11 protein-coding genes are annotated in these 15,322 nt (G+C 72.4%); 7 read left to right on the top strand and 4 right to left on the bottom strand.

The genetic code is table 11. The annotated features are described in order from the left end of the window. Window positions 1–225: 225 nt before the first annotated feature. On the bottom strand, window positions 226–1,821 hold the full coding sequence (locus tag Pme01_RS03875) for an acyl-CoA mutase large subunit family protein (RefSeq protein WP_168112628.1): 1,596 nt from the start codon (window positions 1,819–1,821) through the stop codon (window positions 226–228). 339 nt (window positions 1,822–2,160) lie between these two features. On the opposite strand from Pme01_RS03875, the gene Pme01_RS03880 reads away from it, so the two are divergent. Beyond that, window positions 2,161–4,134: a serine/threonine-protein kinase gene (locus Pme01_RS03880; protein ID WP_239088010.1), complete on the top strand. Its 1,974-nt coding sequence runs from the start codon at window positions 2,161–2,163 to the stop codon at window positions 4,132–4,134. 105 nt (window positions 4,135–4,239) lie between these two features. Beyond that, a complete protein-coding gene (locus Pme01_RS03885; RefSeq protein ID WP_373315446.1) occupies window positions 4,240–5,955 on the top strand; it encodes a phospho-sugar mutase in 1,716 nt (571 codons plus the stop codon). A 61-nt stretch (window positions 5,956–6,016) separates the two neighbouring features. On the opposite strand, the gene upp is transcribed toward Pme01_RS03885, so the two are convergent. After that, window positions 6,017–6,649, bottom strand: coding sequence for a uracil phosphoribosyltransferase (gene upp, locus Pme01_RS03890; RefSeq protein ID WP_168112626.1), 633 nt, complete (start codon window positions 6,647–6,649; stop codon window positions 6,017–6,019). 86 nt (window positions 6,650–6,735) lie between these two features. Here upp and deoC point away from each other — a divergent pair, with 86 nt between their 5' ends. The 5 genes from deoC (at window position 6,736) to Pme01_RS03915 (ending at window position 14,124) form a co-directional block, all read left to right on the top strand. Then, window positions 6,736–7,686, top strand: coding sequence for a deoxyribose-phosphate aldolase (deoC, locus tag Pme01_RS03895; RefSeq protein WP_168112625.1), 951 nt, complete (start codon window positions 6,736–6,738; stop codon window positions 7,684–7,686). Window positions 7,687–7,691: 5 nt separating this feature from the next. Continuing rightward, window positions 7,692–9,122 (top strand): aldehyde dehydrogenase family protein, encoded by a 1,431-nt coding sequence (locus Pme01_RS03900; protein ID WP_168112624.1) that lies wholly within the window; start codon window positions 7,692–7,694, stop codon window positions 9,120–9,122. Next, a complete protein-coding gene (locus tag Pme01_RS03905; protein ID WP_168112623.1) occupies window positions 9,112–9,969 on the top strand; it encodes an aldehyde dehydrogenase family protein in 858 nt (285 codons plus the stop codon). Before Pme01_RS03900 ends, Pme01_RS03905 begins: the two co-directional genes overlap by 11 nt. Window positions 9,970–10,099: 130 nt before the next feature. Next, a complete protein-coding gene (locus Pme01_RS03910) occupies window positions 10,100–11,119 on the top strand; it encodes a SatS C-terminal domain-containing protein (RefSeq protein WP_239088011.1) in 1,020 nt (339 codons plus the stop codon). Window positions 11,120–11,361: 242 nt separating this feature from the next. After that, complete coding sequence (locus Pme01_RS03915; protein WP_168112622.1) at window positions 11,362–14,124, top strand: transposase; 2,763 nt, start codon at window positions 11,362–11,364, stop codon at window positions 14,122–14,124. A gap of 196 nt (window positions 14,125–14,320) precedes the next feature. On the opposite strand, the gene Pme01_RS03920 is transcribed toward Pme01_RS03915, so the two are convergent. Together Pme01_RS03920 and Pme01_RS03925 are read right to left on the bottom strand one after the other, a co-directional pair. Next, window positions 14,321–14,911 carry a GTP-binding protein gene (locus Pme01_RS03920; protein WP_168112621.1) on the bottom strand — a complete coding sequence of 197 codons (591 nt, stop codon included), beginning with the start codon at window positions 14,909–14,911 and terminating at the stop codon, window positions 14,321–14,323. A gap of 1 nt (window position 14,912) precedes the next feature. Then, window positions 14,913–15,287 carry a DUF742 domain-containing protein gene (locus Pme01_RS03925; RefSeq protein WP_168112620.1) on the bottom strand — a complete coding sequence of 125 codons (375 nt, stop codon included), beginning with the start codon at window positions 15,285–15,287 and terminating at the stop codon, window positions 14,913–14,915. Window positions 15,288–15,322: the final 35 nt, after the last annotated feature.

The raw sequence follows: 15,322 nt of genomic DNA on the forward strand, positions 1-15,322 counted from the left end.
GCCCTGTCCACCGCAATCCACCCGACTACGAGAGCACTACGTCCCTAATACCCGTTTTATCGTTCCAAACACGTACTGCGAGTTTGGTCGCTGTGCAATTGATCTCTTTGGGGAACCGTTATAGGCCGTCGACGATGAGTCGACGATGAATCGCTGAGCGTCACGGCGCTGACCTGTCCACAGCGCCGCATGTTTCCCCAGGCAGCGGTACGGGGTTTCGGACGCTCAGAAGCGGTCGCTGGGGCGGTAGAGGCCCCACACCCCACGCAGCGCGTCGCACACCTCGCCGACCGTGGCCTTTGCCCGCAGCGCCTCCTTCATCGGGTACAGCACGTTGTCCGTACCCTCGGCGGCCTTGCGCAGTTCGGTGAGCGCGCGCTCGACGGCGCCGTTGTCGCGCGAAGCCCGCAGCTCGGCCAGCCGCTGAGCCTGCGCCGCCTCGATCGACGGGTCGACGCGCAGCGGCTCGTACGGCTCCTCGGAGTCGAGGGTGAACCGGTTGACCCCGACCACGACCCGGTCGCCGTTGTCGATCTCCTGGGCCACCCGGTACGCCGACGACTCGATCTCGCGCTTCTGGAACCCGGCCTCGATCGCGTCGACGGCCGAGCCGAACTCCGCGACCTGCTCCATCAGCGCGACCGCGGCCTCCTCGATCTCCGTCGTCATCGCCTCGACGACGTACGAACCGGCGAACGGGTCGACGGTCGCGGTCAGGTCCGACTCGTACGCGATGACCTGCTGGGTACGCAGAGCGAGCCGGGCGGCCTTCTCCGTGGGCAGCGCGATCGCCTCGTCGTACGAGTTGGTGTGCAGCGACTGGGTACCGCCCATGACCGCGCCGAGTGCCTGCACCGCGACCCGGATCAGGTTCACCTCGGGCTGTTGGGCGGTGAGCTGCACACCCGCGGTCTGGGTGTGGAAGCGCAGCATCCACGACTTCGGGTTCTTGGCCCCGAACTCCTCGCGCATGATCCGGGCCCAGATCTTCCGGGCGGCACGGAACTTCGCGACCTCCTCCAGCAGCGTGGTGCGCGCGACGAAGAAGAACGACAGCCGGGGCGCGAAGTCGTCGACGTCCAGGCCGGCCTCGATCGCGGCGCGCACGTACGCGACGCCGTCGGCCAGCGTGAAGGCGATCTCCTGGACGGGCGAGGCGCCGGCCTCGGCCATGTGGTACCCGGAGATGGAGATCGTGTTCCACTTGGGGATCTCGGTCCGGCAGTACGCGAACGTGTCCGACACCAGCCGCAGCGACGGCTTGGGCGGGAAGATGTACGTGCCGCGGGCGATGTACTCCTTGAGGATGTCGTTCTGGATCGTGCCGCTCAGCTTGTCGCCGGGCACGCCCTGCTCCTCGGCGACGAGCTGGTAGAGCAGCAGCAGCACCGACGCCGGCGCGTTGATCGTCATCGAGGTCGAGACCTTGTCCAGCGGGATGCCGCCGAAGAGCAGGCGCATGTCCTCGATCGAGTCGATCGCGACCCCGACCTTGCCGACCTCGCCGTGCGCGATCGGGGCGTCCGAGTCGTACCCCATCTGGGTGGGCAGGTCGAACGCGACCGACAGACCGGTGGTGCCGTGCGACAGCAGCTGCCGGTACCGGGCGTTGGACTCCGCCGCGGTGCCGAACCCGGCGTACTGACGCATCGTCCACGGGCGGGAGGTGTACATCGTCGGGTACACCCCGCGGGTGAACGGGTACTCACCCGGTTCGCCGAGCCGTTCGGCCAGATCGGCCGGCACGTCGGCGTCCCGATAGACCGGCTTGACGGGGAAGCCGGACTCGCTGCGGCGACCCTCTGCAGACGACGAGCTCATACCCGGAGATGGTAAGCGCGCGTTAAGTCGATACCACCGCCCGTGTGGTGAGGGATACCGCACAAAGCCGTCATCGGGACCTCCCGAATGGGAGATTTCGTCGGTGAATGTGGATCCGGCTTCCCCTGCCCTGGGGCCACCGGGCAAGATAGGGGCGTTGTTGGCCGGAAGATCTCGTCCTCGCCAGCCGCTCTGAACGGTCCCGATCTGACACCGACCCGGAACTACGGTTAGAAGCCAGTGACGACTCAGCTACCGACGTGGCACGGCGAGCCGCTGCCACCCTCCGGCTCCACGGCGTCCACCAGCTCACGGCACAGTCAAGACTCGGATGGCGACATGACGGACTCGGCCATGCCGACCGACCGATCTTCCGACCGCTTCCGCGACCGTACCGAGCTCCGGCCGGAGGTCGTGCCCACCCGGAACGGCGACGGCGAACTGCGCGGCTCGCCGGGCACGATGATCGGGTCCCGGTACGCGCTGCGCACCGCGATCGGCCACGGCGGTATGGGTACCGTCTGGCGGGCGACCGACACCCTGCTGCGCCGCGACGTGGCGGTCAAGGAGGTCCTGCTCCCGCAGGGCATGGCCGCCAGCGACCGGGACGCGATGTACCAGCGGACCCTGCGCGAGGCGCGGGCCGCGGCGGCGCTGTCCCACCCCGCCGTGGTGCAGGTGTACGACGTGGTGACCGACGGGGGCCGGCCGTGGATCGTCATGGAGCTGCTCCAGGCGCGCAGCCTCGCCGAGATCATCGTCGAGGACGGCCCGCTCGCGCCGCGCGCCGTCGCGAAGATCGGCATCGCGCTGCTCGGCGCGCTGGAGATGGCGCACGCGGCGGGCGTACTGCACCGCGACGTGAAGCCGGCCAACGTGCTCATCTGCAACGACGGCCGGTGCGTGCTCACCGACTTCGGCGTCGCGCGGATGCCGGCGGACAGCCAGCTCACCACGCCGGGGATGGTGCTGGGCTCCCCGCACTTCATCTCCCCGGAGCGGGCCATCGGGGCGCCGTTCGGCCCGCCCAGTGACCTGTTCTCGCTCGGCGTGACGCTGTACACGGCCGTGGAGGGGCGCCCGCCGTTCGACAAGCCCGACCCGATCGAGACGATGCGCGCCGTCGTCGAGGAGCAGCCCGCGCCGTCGATGCGCGCGGGCGCGCTGGTGGGCGTGCTGGCCGGGCTGCTGGAGAAGGACCCGGCCCGGCGCTGGGACGTGCCCAGAGCCCGCGCCGTCCTGCGCGAGCTGCTCTCCGGCGCGCTCGCCAGCAACGCGACCACGCACCAGACCGACCCGTACGCGGTGGTGCGGCCGGTGCCGTACACGCCGCCCACCGCCCCGTCCGCCCCGTCGGGGCAGATCGGCGGCCCGGCGATGCTGGCCCCTGGCGAGAGCCTGAGCGGCGCCATCCGCCGGCGGCAGAGCACCGCTCCCCGTCCACCGGCCCAGCGCTCGCCCGTCGAGGCCGAGGGCGCCGACCCGGGCTCGGCCCTGCCACCCACCGGCGGGTTCCCGGCCCCGACCGGCGCGTTTCCCGGCAGCGCCGCCGGGGCACCGACCGGCCAGGTCTACGGCGCTGCCGGGCAGCCCACCCCCTCCGCTCGCCCGGGCGGGCACGCCCAGCGCGGCGCCGCGCTGCTCGCCGGTGCCGGGGCGTTGACCCGGCAGGTGTCGGAGCGGGCGGCCACGGCCTATCGCGGGCTACCGCCGAAGGGCCGGGTGGCGGTGCTCGCCGGCGCGGTCGTCGGCGTGCTGGTCCTCGGCATCATCGTCGGCACGACCATGTTCGGCGGCTCCGCCCCGGCCCCACCGGCCGCCAAGCCGAGCGCCACCCCGAACCAGCCGTTGATCCCGGTACAGGAGTACCGCGACCCCAAGGGAGTCGCGGTGAACGTGCCGGCGGGTTGGCGGCAGTCGCAGCCGAAGTCCGCCACGTACATGGACTTCATCGACCCGGCCAACCCGGATCGGTGGGTCCGCGTCAGCGTCTCGAGGAGCAACGAGGCGACCGGCCGCAAGGCGCTGGAGTCGGCCGCCCGCCGGTTCCAGAGCACCAGCGCCAGCGCCAACGGCAGCTGCCAGGGCTACCAGCAGGTCCAGTTGGCCGACACCAGGCTGGCCGGGTACGACGGCGCGGTCTTCGAGTACACCTGCGCACCGCCCGGCAAGGCGCCGCGGCGCGGGCGGTGGACCGCGATCGTGGTCAACGGCATGAAGTACGAGATCACGCTCTCGGCGCCGGCCGCGACCTTCGACGACAGCAAGAAGATCGAGGACGAGATGGTGCGGTCGTTCCGGCTCAGCGCCTGACGGCTCGTGGCGTCCCGGCTCCGGCTGGGTTGCCGGCGGCTACCCTACGGGGTTTGAGCCCGCGAAGCGGGCTCCCGCCTGCGGACGTCAACGATGGGAGCACCGGTGACCAGCCCGAACCACGAGTCGGCGAGCGTCGCGTCGGATGAGCTGGCCGCCGCGGCCCGGGCCTGGCTGGACGACGACCCCGACGCGGGCGACCGCGCCGAACTGGCCGCCGCGCTCGAGGCGCTGCCCGGCAGCGCCGCCGACCTGGCCGACCGCTTCGCCGGCCCGCTGCTGTTCGGTACGGCCGGGCTGCGCGGCCCACTGCGCGCCGGCCCCAACGGCATGAACCTCGCCGTCGTCCTCGGCGCCGCCGCGGGCCTCACGCGCTGGCTGGACGAGCGGCGGCTGGCCGGGCCGGTGGTCATCGGGTACGACGCCCGGTACCGCTCCGCGGAGTTCGCCGAGGCCACCGCCCGGGTGGTGACCGGTACCGGACGGCAGGCACTCCTGCTCCCCCGTCCACTGCCGACACCGGTCCTGGCCCACGCGGTACGCGCGCTCGGCGCGGCGGCCGGCGTCATGGTGACGGCCAGCCACAACCCGCCCCGGGACAACGGGTACAAGGTGTACCTGGGGGCCTCGGCCGCCTGCCCGGGCGGCGACGGGGCCCAGCTCGTACCGCCGGCCGACGCCGAGATCGAGGCCGCGATCCGCGCGGCCGGCCCGGCGAACCGCATCCCGCTCGGGGATCCGGGCGAGACGCTCGACGAGCGGATCGTTGCGTCCTATCTGGACGGTGCGGCGGCCGTGGTGGACCCGGCGAGCCCGCGCGACCTCGTCGTCGCGTACACGCCGATGCACGGCGTCGGCGCCCGCGTCCTCACCGGGGCGATGGTGGCCGCGGGCTTCCCGGCGCCGCTGGTCGTCGCGGAGCAGGCCGAGCCCGACCCCGAGTTCCCGACGGTGGCCTTCCCCAACCCGGAGGAGCCGGGCGCGATGGACCGCGTGATCGCGCTGGCCCGGTCCGGCGGCGCGGACCTCGCGATCGCCAACGATCCTGACGCCGACCGCTGTGCGGTGGCCGTACCCGACCCGACGGCACCGGACGGCTGGCGGACGCTGCGCGGCGACGAGGTCGGCGTGCTGCTCGCCGACCACCTGATGCGCCGGGGGGTACGCGGCCGGTACGCCACCACGATCGTGTCGTCCACGCTGCTTTCGAAGCTGTGCGCGGCGAACGACGCGCCGTACGGCGAGACGCTGACCGGCTTCAAGTGGATCGTCCGCGCCGGGGTGCCCGGCGTCCCCGGCCGCGCCACGGGCGGCGACGCCCCGCTGGTCTACGGCTACGAGGAGGCGCTCGGCTACTGCGTGGCGCCCGACCACGTACGCGACAAGGACGGCATCAGCGCGGCGCTGACGGTCTGCGAACTGGCCGCCGGCCTCAAGGCCAAGGGGGCGACCCTGCTCGACCGCCTCGACGAGCTGGCCGCCACGTTCGGGGTGCACGCCACCGACCAGGTGTCGATCCGCGTCGACGACCTGGCGCAGATCGCGGAGATGATGCGGGCGATCCGGACCCGACCGCCCGCGTCGCTGGTCGACCAGCCGGTGACCGGGGTGGAGGATCTCCTGCCGGCCACCGACGGGCTGATCCTGCGCACCGGGTCCGCCCGCGTCGTGGTGCGCCCGTCCGGTACCGAGCCGAAGCTCAAGGCGTACCTGGAAGTGGTGGAACCGACCGCGGACGGCGACGTGGCGTCGGCGCGGGAACGCGCCGCGGCCGCCCTGGCCGTGCTGCGCACCGAGGTCGGGGCCGCGCTCAACCCATGATCACGGAGACCCGGCGTCGTCATGGCGACGCCGGGTCTTCGTGATCATGGGAAAGGGTGAGTCAGAAGCGGGGCATGCCGCCGAACTGGCGGTCGCCGGCGTCACCGAGGCCCGGCACGATGAACTTCTTGTCGTTGAGCCCCTCGTCGATCGAGGCGGTGACCACGCGCAGCGGCAGGCCGGAGCGCTCCAGCCGTTCCAGGCCGACCGGGGCGGCCAACACGCACAGCACGATGATCTCGGTGCAGCCACGGTCGGCGAGCAGGCGGCAGCAGTGCTCCAGCGATCCGCCGGTGGCGAGCATCGGGTCGAGCACCATCACCGGCTTGCCGGTCAGGTCGGCCGGGAGCGACTCCATGTAGGCGCGCGGCTCGTACGTGGCCTCGTCGCGGGCCAGGCCGACGAAGCCCATGGACGACTCGGGCAGCAGGGACAGCGCCGCGTCGGCCATGCCCAGGCCGGCGCGCAGCACGGGCACCAGCAGCGGCGGGTTCGCCAGCCGGGTGCCCTCGGTCGTCGTCACCGGGGTCTCCACCGGGTAGGTCTCGACCGGGTAGTCGCGGGTCGCCTCGTACACGAGCATGGTGGTCAGCTCGTGCAGCGCGGCGCGGAAAAGCCCCGGCTCGGTGCGCGCGTCGCGCATCGCGGTCAGCCGCGACTTGGCCAGCGGGTGGTCAACCACTAGTACGTCCACGGCCAGCAAACCTAGCGCGACCGTCGGCACGACCCGCGCGCGGCTATCCAAGATCAGTAGTCGGACCCGTGCGTACACTGGCCGGCATGACGGCAACGGTGGCGTCGGGCCTCGATGAGGTGGCCCGGTCGAACGCGGCGCTGCGCGCGTTCCTGCACGGCCTGCCCGGTGTCGACCAGGTGGGTGCCGACCAGCGGGCTGCGATGCTCGGCACCCGGTCGATCAAGACGACGGCGAAGGCCTGGGCGCTCGACCTGGCGATCCGCATGGTCGATCTGACGACCCTGGAGGGGGCGGACACCCCGGGCAAGGTACGGGCGCTGTGCGCCAAGGCCCGCCGCCCCGACCCCGAGGACCCGTCCTGCCCGCCGGCGGCCGCCGTCTGCGTCTACCCGGCGATGGTCGGCGTGGCGGCCGAGGCCCTCGACGGCTCAGGCGTGCACCTCGCCAGCGTGGCGACCGCGTTCCCGTCCGGGCAGGCGCCGCTGGACGTCAGGCTCGCCGAGACCGAAGCCGCCGTGCGCGACGGCGCCGACGAGATCGACATGGTGATCAGCCGGGGCGCGTTCCTGGCCGGGCGTTACCTCGACGTGTACTCCGAGATCGTCGCGGTCAAGCAGGCCTGCGGCGACGCCCACCTGAAGGTCATCCTCGAGACCGGCGAGCTGGCGACCTACGACAACGTCCGGCGCGCCTCGTGGCTGGCGATGATCGCCGGCGCCGACTTCATCAAGACCTCCACCGGCAAGGTCTCGCCGGCCGCCACCCTTCCGGTCACCCTCGTGATGCTGGAGGCGGTGCGCGACTTCCGCGCCGCCACCGGCCGACAGGTCGGCGTCAAGCCCGCCGGTGGTATCCGCACCGCGAAGGACTCGATCAAGTACCTCGTACTGGTCAACGAGACGGTCGGCGAGGACTGGCTGCACCCGGACTGGTTCCGGTTCGGCGCGTCCAGCCTGCTCAACGACCTGCTGATGCAGCGCACCAAGATGTCGACCGGCCGCTACTCCGGCCCCAACTACGTCACGCTGGACTGAGGTTCATGGCTTTCGAGTACGCGCCGGCACCGGAGTCCCGTTCCGTTGTCGACATCCGCGAGTCGTACGGGCTGTTCATCGACGGTGAGTTCGCCGACGGGGCGGGCGGCCGGATCAAGACGGTCAACCCGGCCACCGAGGAGGTGCTCTCCGAGGTCGTCGAGGCGGACGCCGCCGACGTCGACCGGGCGGTGGCCGCCGCCCGGAGGGCGTACGACCGGGTCTGGGGCCCGATGCCGGGCCGGGAGCGGGCCAAGTACCTGTACCGCATCGCGCGCATCGTGCAGGAGCGGGCCCGCGAGCTGGCGGTGCTGGAGTCGATCGACAACGGCAAGCCGATCCGGGAGTCCCGTGACGTCGACGTACCGCTGGTCGCCGCGCACTTCTTCTACTACGCCGGCTGGGCCGACAAGCTCGGTTACGCCGGCTTCGGGCCGGACCCGAAGCCGGTCGGCGTCGCCGGCCAGGTCATCCCCTGGAACTTCCCGCTGCTCATGCTCGCCTGGAAGATCGCCCCGGCGCTCGCCTGCGGCAACACCGTCGTGCTCAAGCCGGCCGAGACCACGCCGCTGACCGCGCTGGCCTTCGCCGAGATCTGCCAGCAGGCGGAGCTCCCGGCCGGCGTGGTCAACATCGTCACCGGCGCCGGCGAGACCGGCCGGCTGCTGGTCGAGCACCCGGGCGTGGACAAGGTCGCGTTCACCGGCTCCACCGAGGTCGGCAAGCAGATCGCGCGGTCGGTCGCGGGGACGCGCAAGCGGGTCACCCTGGAGCTCGGCGGCAAGGCCGCCAACATCGTCTTCGACGACGCACCGATCGACCAGGCGGTCGAGGGCATCGTCAACGGCATCTTCTTCAACCAGGGCCACGTCTGCTGCGCCGGCTCGCGGCTGCTGGTACAGGAGTCGATCGCCGACGACCTGCTGGCCGCCCTCAAGCGCCGGATGTCCCTGCTGCGGGTCGGTGACCCGCTCGACAAGAACACCGACGTCGGCGCGATCAACTCGGCGGCCCAGCTGGAGCGCGTCCGGCAACTGTCCGAGCTCGGCACCTCCGAGGGCGCCGAGCGCTGGAGCGCACCGTGCGAGCTGCCCGAGCGCGGGTTCTGGTTCGCCCCGACGATCTTCACCGGCGTCTCGCAGGCCCACCGGATCGCCCGTGAGGAGATCTTCGGGCCGGTGCTGTCGGTGCTGACGTTCCGCACCCCGGCCGAGGCGGTCGAGAAGGCCAACAACACCCCGTACGGGCTGTCGGCCGGGATCTGGACCGAGAAGGGCTCCCGGATCCTGGCGATCGCCGACAAGTTGCGGGCCGGCGTGGTGTGGGCCAACACATTCAACAAGTTCGACCCGGCGTCGCCGTTCGGCGGTTACAAGGAGTCCGGGTACGGCCGGGAGGGCGGCCGCCACGGTCTGGAGGCCTACCTTGCCAAGTGATCGTCTCGCCGTCCGTAAGACGTACAAGCTGTTCATCGGCGGGGCGTTCCCCCGCAGCGAGTCCGGGCGCTCGTACCCGGTGCGCTCGGCATCCGGAGACTTCATGGCCAACGCGGCGCTCGCCTCGCGCAAGGACGCCCGGGACGCCGTCCGCGCGGCCCGTTCGGCGTTCGGTAAGTGGTCCGGCGCCACGGCGTACAACCGGGGCCAGATCCTGTACCGGGTGGCCGAGATGCTCGAGGGCCGCCGGGCGCAGTTCGTCGCCGAGGTGACGGCTTCAGGCGGCGACGCGGACGAGGTGGACGCCGCGATCGACCGCTGGGTCTGGTACGCCGGCTGGGCCGACAAGATCGCCCAGGTGCACGGCGGCGCCAACCCGGTCGCCGGCCCCTTCTTCAACCTGTCCACGCCCGAACCGACCGGGGTCGTGGCGGTCGTCGCACCGCCCGACTCGGCGCTCCTCGGACTCGTGAGCGTGATCGCGCCGGCCATCGTGACGGGTAACACGGTCGTCGTCGTCGCCGCCGAGGACAGGCCGCTGCCCGCGGTCACCCTCGCCGAGGTACTCGCCACCTCCGACCTGCCCGGCGGCGTGGTCAACGTGCTCACCGGCCGGGTCGCGGAGATCGCTCCGTGGCTGGCCAGCCACATGGACGTCGACGCCCTCGACCTGGCCGGCGTACCCGATCGCCAGGCTGCGACCGCGCTCGAGGTGGCCGCCGCCGACAACCTCAAACGGGTGCTCCGACCTGCGGAAACGCCGGTCGACTGGGCCGCGGGACCGGGCGTCGACCGGATGCTCGCATTGATGGAGACGAAGACGGTCTGGCACCCCAAGGGGGTCTAGATCGCGGTTCAATTCGCACGCAGGGGGTAACCGCACACCGAGTGCGGTACGACTAGGGTGTCTGTGCGCGAGACTGGCCGTCGCGACGGTCGCGTCGGTCGGCGCATCGAAAAGCGATACGGAGGTCGCCGTGGCCCGCCAGCCGTCGGGAACAGGTAACGCCGCAGACTCGGCGGAGGACATGAACTCCGGCACCGACGCTTTCAACGAGGCGGACGACGCCGGTTCGCCGGCCGTCGGCAGATCGGCTACCACCGATGCGCTGTGGGCGGATGTCCGGGTGCAGCCGATCGAGATCGCGCTTCCGTCCGGCGTCGGGTACACCCTGCGGGCGTACCGGTTGTCGACCGAGGTACGCGAACCGGAGTTCGGGGACCGCGAGGACGACATCCCCGAGTCGCGCCCGACGCACCGGCTGGGCGACGAGGACGAGGACGCTCCTCCCGGGATCGACGAGGACGAGCTGACGGCCCAGGCGCTGGCCGCCGGGCGGGAGGGCGGCCGGCACCGGGTCAGCCGCGAGGACGACCGCGACGACGCCGAGGTGGCTCGCGACTCCGACGAGGCCGGGGCCGAGACGGCGGGCGACGCCGACGGGACGGCCGCGGAGACCGAGGCGATCGATGAGGCCGAGGCCGAGGCCGAAGAGCCGGCCGAGCCTGAGGACGTCCCGGTGTTCCTGGCCGAGGACGGTGAGCTGCTGCTGTTCCGCAGCCCGGAAGGGCTCGTCGAGTACGTCCGCGGCGACGCCGATCACGAACTGACGCAGCTCGACACGTGGGACGAGCTGCGCGCACGGATCGAGCCGGAGGACATCGTCCCGCTCGACGAGGATCGCTACGAGCTGGACCTGGTGGTGGAGAACCTGCGCGGCGGCCACGACGTGTGGGACCCGGCGCTGATCATCCAGGCCGGCGAGGTCGCCCGGGACGTCGCGTACGCCCTCCGGATACGGCCGGTGATGACAGCCCTGGCCCCCGGCTCGCCTCTGGACGATCTGGACGAAGGCCTCCGAAGGGTCGAAGAAGGCGGGTTCGGTGCCTTCTTCGCACGTCGCAGACTTCGCAAAATTGACCCACAAACTACGGCAGCTCTGAGCTGGCGAACGGTCATTGGCAAGATCTCTGCCGTCGTGGACTGGCGCAACTGACCCCTGACCAGAGAGCATCATCCCGATGAACGGAGTGGGGACGTGTGGCGTGCGGGCGGGGCCGACCGGCCATACAGTCGCGCCGTATGGCTCACCGGCCGGTGGACCCCATCACGATGCGACTTTCCGATAGTTAAACCGTAGAGGCCAGCCTCTGCGGCGGGCACCGGCGAGATCCAGGGACAGGTCCTGCCGGTCGCGTTCCAAGCTCATGAGAACTGTCCCGAGAGGAGGACGACGCGGTGGCGCTCGTACGGGTGTACTGCGGTCTGACATCGGCAGACCTGAACGCCGTACCACCGGGCTCCGAGACCTGGCTCACCGTCGCCGTTGTCGACGACTCCGGTCGCCTCCTGGACATCTGTGACATCAGCGACGACGCACCCGGCTTCGCGGAACTCGGCTCCCTGCTCGCGGAGCGTTCCAACGGGCTCGAGTCGGTCGCCGTGGCGGCGGACAACGACGACCACATCGTCACCCAACTCCTCACCGCCGCCGGCCGCTACCTCGCCTACACCGACGAGGACTCGGCCGAGGACTACGCCGAGCGGTTCAGCGACTCCGAGTCCGCCGACGAGATGCAGTCCAGCCCCGCCGAGCGGCGGGCCATCGGGCTGGCGCGGGCGCTGCAGGCCGGCGTCCTGTCCGCCGTCGCCCAGGCAACCCCCCGCGACCTGCTCGGGCTCAAGCCGGTCCTGTCCGCGCACGCCGCCGTGACCACCGGCCGACAGGGCGCGGCCGCGACCCTGCGCGAGGTGCTCCGGGAGCTGTATCCGGCGGCCCTCCGCGCGTTCCCCGATCCCGCGGAGCCGATCCCGCTCGCCATCCTCGACGCGCTGCCCGAGCCCGGCCCGCTGGGCAGCGGCGCTGGCGGACGGGGCCGGGACGCCCAGGCCATCACCGAACTGACCGAGGCGGGCGTGGCAGACAACGCCACCGTGGCCGAGGCCGTGACCGCGCTGCGGGTGGCGATCGCCGAGACGCCCCGGCGTACCGGCATGAGCCGCTCGGTGACCAGCGCCGTCGCGGAGACCGTGCGGCAGTCGGTCGCCGCCGTACGCGCCCATGACGCCGCCGCGATCGCCCTGGTGTCGGTGCTGTCCGCCCGGATGCCGTCGGCCGGCACGCCGGCACAGCAGGCGGTCCGTTCCCGCCGCGCCGCGACCGAGCCCGCCGCGCCGCCGACCGCGGCCCCCGAATCCGCACAGCCGGCCGCCTCGCACGCCGCACCGGCCGCGACCGAGGCCGCCCGCCCGAGTCGCCGTAGCCGGTCGCAGTCGGCCTCGGTACGCCCGCGGTCGGCGCCGCCGGCCGGGGTGCAGCCGCGCTCCGCTCCGCCCGTCACGACGCCCACGGCGACACCCGCCGCCGCCCCGGTCGTCCCCGCGGCGCCCGTCCCGGTGGCACCGGCGGCCGCCGCCGGCAACCACCGCGTCGGCGCCATCGACCCTCCCACCGAGGTCCAGCCGGCCGCGCGTACCCGTGCCGCCCGCCGGGCCGCCGAGAATCCGGGCACCCCCGAGCAGCCGGCCGCGGCCCACCGCCAGCCCACCACGCCGGCGTCTGCGCCGACGCAGACGCGGGGCCCGGCCCCCGTCCCGGTCCACACGCCGCCGCCCCCGCCGGTACCCGTACAGGCGCCTCCGGCACCGATCCCGGCGCCTCCGCCGGCAGCGGCCCCCAGGCCGGTCAACCCGGCGGTCGGAAAGCAGCCCGAGCAGGTACGGCCGCAGCAGGCGCCGAACGTCCCGCCGCCGCCCGGCCTGACCCCGGCGTACGCCACCGGCCAGCGCCGCGACCCGCGCTCCGAGGCGCCCACGACGAGCTTCAGCGTGGCGCCCGGGGCGACGCCGGCCGAGCCGGCGGCGTCGTCGCTGCCGGCTCCGTCACGGCCCTCGCCGATCTCGGGTCCGCCTTCGCAGTCGTTGCCGGCTGCGGACCGGGGCTTCCCGCGTGCCCACCAGGAGTACCCGGCCGGGGCCGCCCCGCGGCCCGCGGCCGACGTGCCTCCGCCCGGCTCGCGCGCCAACTGGCCGATGAGCGGTGAGAGCGCGGACGGAGAGGGGCGCCCGGAGAACCGCACCCGGGACCGCTCACGCACCGGCGAGACGCCTCGGGTGGACTTCACGCACTCCCTCGACCTCCCCGCCGCGGCCGACGCGGCCGGCGCGGACCGGCCGGACGGCCGGGTCGTGCCGCCCTGGCAGTCCGACGACCTGCCGGCCGAGCCGCCCGCGCTGCGCCTGGTCGAGCCGGCGCCGCTGACCGACCCGGCGCTGTCCGCCGAGCCGCCGCGGTACCGCGAGCCGCTCGCCGGCGACCCGCGGCTGGAGGCTCCGCCGCTCCGACTGGTGGACCGCAGCGGCGGTACCGGCGGTCTGAACGGCGCCACGGGCGGCGGCCTGAACGGAACCCCCGCCGGCCCGAACGGTGCCGTCAACGGCGCTCTGAACGGCGCCACGGGCGGTAGCCTGAACAACGCCGCCGGCGGTCTCAACGGCGCCATCAACGGCGCCGAGCGGGGCCGCCGCGCCGCGCGGAAGGCCAACGCGGAGCAGTCCGAGCCGCCGGCCACCAACCAGATCGACGAAGACCTGCTGATCTTCGCTGAGGCGCGCTCGGCATGGTTCACCGACCACTTCGGCGAGGAAGAGGAGAAGCTCGACTTCGCCAGCCCGTCCGACGAGGGCTGGAAGGCGGCCTCGCACGCCGCCGAGCCGCTCGTCGGCGCGGAGACCCAGTCCGGCCTGCCCCGCCGGGTGCCGCAGCAGAACCTCGTGCCCGGCTCCCCCATCACCGCCCCGGAACGCCCGCTGCGGGTCGTCCGCGACCCCGCGGCGATCGCGGCCCACACGTCCGGGTACTTCCAGGGCTGGCGCCGTGGCCAGGAGGTGGGCGGCTACCGGGTCGGCGGACGGCCCGGACGCGAGTCGTCCGGCGGCTGGGACTTCAGCCGCGACCAGGGCGACGAGCGCGACTACGAATACCGGTCAGCCCGCCGTTGACGCGATCAGGCGCGGTCACCGTCGAGTCCGGACGGTGGCCGCGCCTGAGTCGTTGTGAGCCCCATGTCGTGCCAGGCATCGAGCGCGGCGTCACGCAGGAGCATGCGCCGATGGGCGCGTGGAAGGCATCCGGACACGACTGATCCGGCCCCGCTCGCGGCGAGCGTACGGGACCGGATCGTCGGTGACGGGCGCCTCAGGCAGGCGTGGGCGTACGGGTGCGGCGCATGGTCAGGACGTACTCGACCAGGGAGATCAGCACCTGCTTGGTGGATTCCCGGGTGCGGGCGTCACAGGTGACCACCGGTACGTCGGACGAGACCGCCAGCGCTTCGCGTACGTCGTCGGCGTTGTGGTACTGCACGCCGTCGAAGCAGTTGATGGCGATCAGGTACGGCAGCCGCCGATGCTCGAAGAAGTCGATGGCGGCGAAGCAGTCGGCCAGCCGCCGGGTGTCGACCATGACGACCGCGCCGATCGCACCCCGTACCAGTTCGTCCCACATGAACCAGAACCGTGTCTGGCCGGGCGTGCCGAACAGGTACAGGATCAGGTCACGGTCGATCGTGATCCGGCCGAAGTCCATAGCGACAGTGGTCGTCGTCTTACCAGGCACCTGCCGGGTGTCGTCGACGCCCACGCCTGCCGACGTCATGATCGCCTCGGTGGTCAGCGGCGTGATCTCCGAGACCGAGCCCACCAGCGTGGTCTTGCCCACGCCGAAACCACCGGCGATGACAATCTTCGCTGACGTGACCCGCCCGGACGACGAGCGGTGCGGCGTCATGTCAGAGCCTCCGAAGTCCACTCAGCACCCTTTCCAGCAGTTCTGTGCCCACCGCGTCGTTGTCCTCGAACGAGGTCGGCGCGTACACGGCGACCAACCCTTCCGCCGCCATGTCCGCGACGAGAACCCGCGCCACGCCGAGCGGCAACTGCATCCGCGCGGCGATCTCCGCAAGCGACTGCAGCCTGCCATCGCACAACGTGGCGATGTACTGCTGCTCCTGCCCATGCGCGTTGTTTCGCCCACCGCCGGTACGTCCCCGCACGGTGGTCTCGATCAGCGCCTCGATCGCGATCTCCAGCCTGGGCCGGGTGCGGCCACGGGTGACGGCGTACGGCCTCACCAAAGACCCGGTCGGCTCATCACGCTCGGCCATCCTCGCCGTTCACCTCCTCACTCCTCGGCCTGGTT

It is taken from the genome of Planosporangium mesophilum, from assembly GCF_016863255.1.
Taxonomy (GTDB): domain Bacteria; phylum Actinomycetota; class Actinomycetes; order Mycobacteriales; family Micromonosporaceae; genus Planosporangium; species Planosporangium mesophilum.